Here is a 7,433-nt window from a genome sequence, read left to right on the forward strand (position 1 = left end):
AGGGTATTACCGGTTAAGCAAAACCTTTGCAACACAGCAGGCACTCAACGACAGTTACCTCGCACAACTTGGGCTTGTTTCGCTGAAAGACTTATGGATTAGGTTTCACTATCCTTGGTGAACCGCCCGGTGCGGACCCGCATGCCGGGTGGTTTGGGGAGAGCTGAAGAAAGATCAACTCTTACCCGATTAGCCATTACTCTCTCTCGCTCTACGACCAATTATCCAATGAGGGATAAATATTAAAATATCAATTATTACTACGATTAGAGATTTAATAAATGTCTGCATTGAACTTCTAGCTTCTACTTCAAGAGCTAATTTTCTTGCATCTTCTCTCTTTTTAGTAAGCTCTCCTTCTGGAGGTCTTTTTCCGGCTTCACCACAGCCTTCTTTACTATATTCTCCACATGAGGGTTTGATATTGTTCCAATATCTATCGTTATTGTTTAGACGCTTATAATCATGTGAAGACAAACCAAACTCTGGACTTACTACGCTAACTAAATTGTAAAGCATTATCCCAGATGTAACTGCAAAACATATGAGAGTTACAGAACATATAAGTAATGCGTAAATCTCAAGTATTGTTTTTCTCATTATTCTTCCTCAAGTTTATTCATATGCGAAAGGGCCAACGCCTGGTTTAGGTGCGCCGAAGGCGACACCTGGAACCAATTGGTACCTATTGAGCCTTCTCCCCAGCTTACTGAGTAAGCTAATAGGCGACCAAACCAAAAAAGGAGAAGACCCAATGAGATTCTACACCAACTCTCACCCTTACTACTGTGGTATTGATCTCCATGCCCGAATGCTCTTCGTTTGTATTCTTGATTAGCAAGGCGACACCTTGGTTCACCAGAAAATAGCGGCTGATCCATCAGCTCTTCAGGCCTTAATCGAACCTTATCAGAACAATATTGTAGTGGGTGTTGAATGTATGCATTGCTGGGCAACACAGCAGGCACTCAACGACATTTATCTTGCAAATATCGGGTTTGTCTCCCTGAAAGAGTCATGGATCAGGTTTCAGCATCCTCGGTGAACCGCCCGGTGCGGACCCGCATGCCGGGTGCTGTGGGGAGGGCTGGAGAAAGGCCAGCCCTTACCCGATTTAAGCGAGCATTTTTAGTTGATTGGCAGATATTCTGCATTGTGAGCGTGTTTTGTTTTATGTTTAAAGTAGAAAACTATACTGCTTCCAATGATGGTTATCTCGATAACCATTGCGGCTGATTGTGATAAATAATCCCATACTACAATTGAGACGTCTTGTGCAAAATATTGAGTTAATAACATTCCTACATTCAATCCATTTGCAATAACGTCGATGCAGGCCCAAGAAATATCTGATGCTTCTGGTTTTTGCCCTTTTTTACAACTTTTCCATGTATTTTGAACTAGTTGAACGAAGGGGCCCGCAATTGTTGCGACTGTAGATGTTACTGAGAATGTTGTCACTACAGGATTGCTCCATGCAGGAATAGAGCTGTTTTTGTTATTAACATCATTATCTAAATTAAAGCTATCAGGAGTAGTTCCTCCAACTGGTGTCTTATAAACAATTTGATAGGTATGATCCATTTTCTTTTGTATTTTATCTTGAAGCTTTAATCTGATTTCTTCCTCTGATATGATTTCCTGCTTACAGGAAACGTAATTTCCTTCAAGAAGGCTACATACATACTTCGTTGTTATTTCAATTACTTCAGAGCTAGACTCTTTTTCATCAGCACTTGCTTTTGCTATTAAACAAAGAAGAAATACTGCTGATAATAATTTATCTCTTAACATCCTAACACCTATTACGTAGTTTTGAATATACATGTTAGGACAAGTCAATGTGAATATAAGTCACTTTTATCTGTAACAATAGAGAAAGACTTTCTAACATAATCAATTCTACTGTATAAGCATGATGACTCAGATGCGCTTAACCTCAAAGCTGACGGGTAGCGGAACAGTCCCGTCAAGCGAGTTGTTAGGTGGCATGGCTATTTCTGAAGGTGGTTTACGATGATGGCGAGAGTTGCTTCTATTTTGTCAAAACGTTTGCGGTTCTCAGACCGATTTGTTGTAGAAGCAGTCAGCATAGCAGACTAGTGGCACTGTTCGAAATGGACCTACCCACCGCTAAGAAATACCCACTCTGCTGATTATGGCCCATCATGCTGATTTGATTGGTCCTCGACCAAGCGGGATGTTTTGAGTAGTACTCGGCTCCCAAAATTTCTTACGTTACATCATGGGGAAACAATGATGATAAGTACCGCTCAGAGAACTTACCATCATTGCAGATTGCTTAACTCAACTTAAGTTATGCTGCTTGCCAACTGGCCGTGATTACAGGATCGATTTGATTCCGAGTATCCTGTGACAGCTGAGCGTTGCCCGCAGGTGGGGCACTGAAACCAGCCATTGCAGTTACAAGGCTGTCAACCTTGTTTGCAAGAAGCACTGCATCATTGACACGAATCTCATCCAACTGCTGACTTGTATCGCGATACCAATCTTCAATGACAATGGCATCGTTGGAACCCACAACATCGATCAACAGATTATTGCCAGAACGCATCAGCCAGATATTCTCTTTGCTGATACCTTCCAGCTCCAGAACATCATGATCCGAAGCATTGGTACTCTGGTTATTCAACATATCCAGACCATCACCTGCAGCAAACCGGTACGTATCGTTACCCTCACCCCCCATCAGGTAGTCATTACCCTGCTTGCCTGTCAGTACATCATTTCCGTCAGAACCGTTCAGGATATTGCGCCCCGGGTTACCGGTCAGAATATTGCTCAGCTCATTGCCTGTTGCATTGATATTCTCCGAGCCAGAGAGTGTCAGATTCTCCAGATGATCACCCAGGGTATAGGAGACCGATGACATGACGGTATCTGTACCTTCATTCAGGCGTTCAACCAGTCGATCGGAGGTATTGTCAATGACGTAGATATCATTACCTTCGTTGCCCACCAGAGTGTCTATGCCACCCATGCCAGAGAGCAGGTTATTACCGGCATTACCGACAATGCGGTTATCCTGGTCATTACCTGTAGCCATCAGATGTTCATTGCCTGTCAGGGTCAAACTCTCAACCTCTGCATCAAGGGCATAGCTGACACTACTGATCACATGATCAAAACCACCGGCAACCAGTTCATTTACCTTATCGCCGATATCGTCAACGATATAGGTGTCGTCCCCGGTTCTGCCTGTCATATCATCAGCACCAGAACCTCCATCGATATAATTGCCTCCAGCGTCACCGACCAGAGTGTCATCCCCGTCTGTTACCAACCCATAAGGTTGGCTATTGGCAAAAATAAAGTGATCTGCAGTCACACTGGCCGCTGTCGTATTAAAGAGGTTAACGAAGTACTCCTGCCCCGCATTATTGATAGTCAGGCGGGCAATCGCCAGTCCATTAATAACACTTTGAGTGACAGTAATATCCTGAAATCCCCGGACACCCTCAAGCTGGCTCAAGTCAATCTTGTCACCATTGGCGTTCACATCAAAGTCAGCAATAAAGTTGGTCGATGACATTCTCATCACACCATTAGATGAACTCAAGCTGAGATTTTGAGAGCCTGTTTTATCCCTTGAGACAATATAAGTGTCTGAGCCTGAGCCTCCCAGCAACCCTGTTACTACATTGGCTCCCGTTGAAGAAAGGTCAATATTCCCCAAGTCGCCATCAAGGTACAAGGTATCGTCACCGCCCTGACCCTGCAGAAGGTCGTCGCCATCACCTCCCTGCAACACATCATTGCCTTCTCCACCCAACAGGTTGTCTTGGCCGGAATCACCAAACAGACGATCATGACCGTCTTCACCAAGCAGCAGATCGTTTCCGCTTCCTCCAAAGAGCAAGTCATCACTGCCTCCTCCTTCCAGTCGGTCATTCCCCTGACCACCCTGCAGCCAATCCGTTCCCGGGGTGTTGGTGATATACTCACCATCAATGAAATCATTACCATCACCACCATCCAGAACATCATTGCCTGTCACAGCACCAATGGCATCGTTACCCCCTTGTGCAAAATACGTCATATTGCCCAAACTATCGGGCAGCAGACCATTCTGAACATTATCATCACCTGTCCAGATCGTTGAATTTGCCAACATATCCAGATAGGCATCCAACAAGGATTCATCCGATATAAAGGTAAAGTCCTGCTCAGTAATATGGGCGACTTGCTGGTTCTTCAGAAGTAGAGTCTGATTAGATCCAAATCTGAGCTGTACATCGGAACCTACTTGCGTCGCAGTAAGATCGGTAAAATCTTCAACGCCTTCAACACCCGCAATAACTATCTTTTCAGGACCGCCATTGTGGAAGTCTGTGATGGTATCGACAGCACCTTCTTCCGGCTTGATGATGAAGAAGTCCTTACCGGTTCCTCCCGTTAAGGTATCATTACCCAAGCCACCAAACAGAATGTCATAACCGTCGCCACCTGACAGGGTGTCATTACCACGATAGCCCTTGAGCCAGTTCGAACCCGCATTACCAATAAGGGTGTCGTCTCCGCAAGGGAGGATATTCGCACCACGGTGGTATTGATTAATACCACGCCTCGAAAGGTCTTAGGTGGGCGAACACAGCTTGAAGTCTGCACCGGGGAGTCGCTTGCACTTATTGCTTGAATCCAGCCTCATCCATGGAATCCTAGCCCGGATTCAGACAGAGAGCCTGCTAGAGAGGGTTTTGCACGTCCTTCAGTGTTTTGATGAAAGTGGTGTTCATGATGATCTTCATCCTCTCATCATGAACGAAAGTGCTGGAGTTTACAGGCTCATTTCATGTTGGAAACTGGGTTCACCTTCAGGCTCAGTTCATATTGGAAGAGACTCGAGCTACCCTTTCAGGCAAAGTTATATATAATTGTCAGAGATGAACATAAACGCTTCCGCTTAGCTCTGCGTTATACGTATACGACTTAGCAAGGATCACAAAAACAATATCTATTTTCCAATAAGGGGGTAAGTAATGGATCATAAAAGAATAAGAAAAAGATACACAAATCCGAATGATTTGCCATTTAAAAAATTACCATTTTCAGAAAAACCATTTTCCAATAATTTGCATTTTGAAGAATTAGATAAAAGTGCTAAATATACAGGGACTGTATCATTAATAAGATTCTTCGATGATGACTCTTATAGTGTAGCTTTGACCTTATATTCGAAAAACAGTAATAATAACTCTTACGTACCTGTCGAAGATTTAAGCTTATCCGAAGCAAGTAAAAGTTATCTAATTGATGAGTTTTACAAGGTTAATGGTAAAGAAATTAACAGAATAAATGAACAGGAATTTATTTTTACACCTTATGCAAATATATAAAAATCTAAATGATTCTAAGTATGAGTTTGAACAAATATTAAGAACAATAGAGAAAGTGATTAAGAACTTTAGATTTTTAGAAGGCTATTATCTTTTTGAGTGGAAGCCAAAAATTCCAGATTTTTGTATTAATGAGTCAAGCTTACTGCCTTTAGAAGACGCTCTAAATATAACTAAATTAATAGATTCATTTGTTTGTAGAGAACTTGCTGGGTTTGATAATGACTTATCTTTGTCTGGAGTTTTGGATGTTCGTATTGGAATTGGAAGTTTAAATAATAAATTCCATATTGTTTGTGAACCAGTAAACGTCGTTAGTTATGATGATTATGGAACAATAGATAAAGAAATAGTCCACTTTCATAAATTTGACACATACGAGGCTGCTGTCAAAGCATTAGATAAAGTTCAAGAAATACCAGATTTAAAATATTGGACAGAAATTCCACCATATGACTGGCCTTATGGCGTCACAATATCAGAGAAAAGCAAAAAAGCCGTATAATAACTGTTATATTCGGGAGCTCTCCCTACACAGGCATGCAGTTCCACATCGGGCGGTTCACCGAGGATACCCCGTGCTGTAACCAAAGTGAATAAGCACTGCCCTTAAAACCTGATCTTCTTGGAGGTTGAAGCCCACACCAATAGTAGTTTTCCAGGTTGACATCCACGGTGGACACATCGCTGAAACTGAACTTCTCAACGCCCGTCAGGAAGTCAGAGCCATCCCTGCCACTCACGGTATCAGTAACCCAGATGCCCTCGGAGGTTCGGGTAATTCGATAGTCTGAATAGCTGCCAGAAAACCTTGCAACATCCACACCTTGACCACCGTCAATACGGTCATCACCCTGACCGCCATTCAGTACATCATTACCGGCATCGCCCAACAGGATGTCGTCGTCCAGTCCACCTTCCAGAACGTCATTGCCTTCACCGCCACTCAAACGGTCTCGGCCACGATGCCCCCGCACAATATCATTGCCCTTGCCGCCATATACAGTATCGTTCCCGTCCTCACCGGACAGGGCATCGTTTGCGAGGCCACCGGAAATGACATCATCGCCTTCACCGCCCTTGATGAAGACATTGCTGCCACCGCCGCCAATGAATACATCATTACCTCGACCACCTTCGACCACTTCTACCCCGGACTGATGCAAATTCAGGCTGACTCCCTTGGTACCCAGAACCTTAACGATATCAATACCGTCACCGCCCTGAATATTGTTTGGGTTATCATCACCATCAATCAGTAGCACATCGTCGCCTGCTCCGGCATTAAAACTGTCGGAACCGCCACCGCCGGCCAGCCAGTTAGAGCCTGCATCACCAATCAGAGTGTCATTACCACGACCACCATAAGCCGAATTTACCCCCTTAACAGCGACATCCACAGTTTCGCCACTGTCGCCTGCTGCATAGCTGGTAAAACCATTTTGAGAGGTCACTCTCTGACCATCATCCTCAGCGATAAAAATATGACCGTCCGGGTTGGAGAGGAAGTTGGCGGCGATGGCTTCACGGATTTTCAGCTCACCATTAACATTCTGAACAAAGTTACCCCGGGCCAGTACCTCGTTACCGTCCAGAATCTCGCCGGATTCTTTTCGGGCATCCAGATTCACAGAGACAACGCCTGCTTCTTCCAGGCTTTTCAGCTCACCAGCATCGGTTTCTGCATCGCTGTCCGCATCAACCCAGACCTTGACGGAAGACCAGGCCGTATCCTGATTATTGAATACGCCATCACTGTTACTGTCCAGAGTTCGTAGTGCCTCAAAGCCATTTGCGTAAGGCGTTTCGCCGGGGGCACCATCCTGGCCTTTCGCACCCTGATAGTATTCCGAGAACAATTCACTGACATCATCAATCTTGCCATTATTATTCAGGTCAATTGCCAGTAGACCATCCGTTGGTGATACCCAGCCTGATTGCTCCTCAACACCGTCGTGATCAATATCAAAGAAAACATTGGCCTGATCGAAATGCTCCAGCTGAACACCATCGCCATTCAAATCCAGTACCAGAGGATCAATAAAGAGAGTATCGAACGCATTGCTCTGGGCGCTG

At 44.3% G+C, this 7,433-nt stretch carries 6 protein-coding genes and 1 pseudogene; 3 read left to right on the forward strand and 4 right to left on the reverse strand.

Features of this window, described 5'->3' with window-relative positions:
• Positions 1–189 precede the first annotated feature (189 nt).
• Positions 190–600 (reverse strand): hypothetical protein, encoded by a 411-nt coding sequence (locus KDK19_RS23145; RefSeq protein ID WP_257255203.1) that lies wholly within the window; start codon positions 598–600, stop codon positions 190–192.
• A gap of 154 nt (positions 601–754) precedes the next feature.
• Here KDK19_RS23145 and KDK19_RS23150 point away from each other — a divergent pair.
• Positions 755–952: pseudogene (locus tag KDK19_RS23150) on the forward strand (IS110 family transposase); the annotation flags it as partial.
• Between the two features lie 176 nt (positions 953–1,128).
• Here the strand turns inward: KDK19_RS23150 and KDK19_RS23155 are convergent.
• Both KDK19_RS23155 and KDK19_RS23160 read right to left on the reverse strand, forming a co-directional pair.
• The gene (locus tag KDK19_RS23155; RefSeq protein WP_257282042.1) at positions 1,129–1,794 is read right to left on the reverse strand and encodes a hypothetical protein; all 666 of its coding nucleotides are present in this window, start codon (positions 1,792–1,794) and stop codon (positions 1,129–1,131) included.
• Positions 1,795–2,317: 523 nt separating this feature from the next.
• A complete protein-coding gene (locus tag KDK19_RS23160; RefSeq protein WP_368736496.1) occupies positions 2,318–4,579 on the reverse strand; it encodes a hypothetical protein in 2,262 nt (753 codons plus the stop codon).
• 421 nt (positions 4,580–5,000) lie between these two features.
• On the opposite strand from KDK19_RS23160, the gene KDK19_RS23165 reads away from it, so the two are divergent.
• Both KDK19_RS23165 and KDK19_RS23170 read left to right on the forward strand, forming a co-directional pair.
• Positions 5,001–5,357 (forward strand): hypothetical protein, encoded by a 357-nt coding sequence (locus tag KDK19_RS23165; protein WP_257293043.1) that lies wholly within the window; start codon positions 5,001–5,003, stop codon positions 5,355–5,357.
• Positions 5,317–5,862 carry a hypothetical protein gene (locus KDK19_RS23170; RefSeq protein ID WP_257293044.1) on the forward strand — a complete coding sequence of 182 codons (546 nt, stop codon included), beginning with the start codon at positions 5,317–5,319 and terminating at the stop codon, positions 5,860–5,862. Before KDK19_RS23165 ends, KDK19_RS23170 begins: the two co-directional genes overlap by 41 nt.
• A gap of 25 nt (positions 5,863–5,887) precedes the next feature.
• Here the strand turns inward: KDK19_RS23170 and KDK19_RS23175 are convergent.
• A partial coding sequence (locus KDK19_RS23175) for a calcium-binding protein (RefSeq protein ID WP_306801390.1) occupies positions 5,888–7,433 on the reverse strand: 1,546 nt, incomplete at its 5' end.

Origin of the sequence: Endozoicomonas sp. ONNA1 (assembly GCF_024606325.1) — a bacterium.
GTDB lineage: Bacteria > Pseudomonadota > Gammaproteobacteria > Pseudomonadales > Endozoicomonadaceae > Endozoicomonas_A.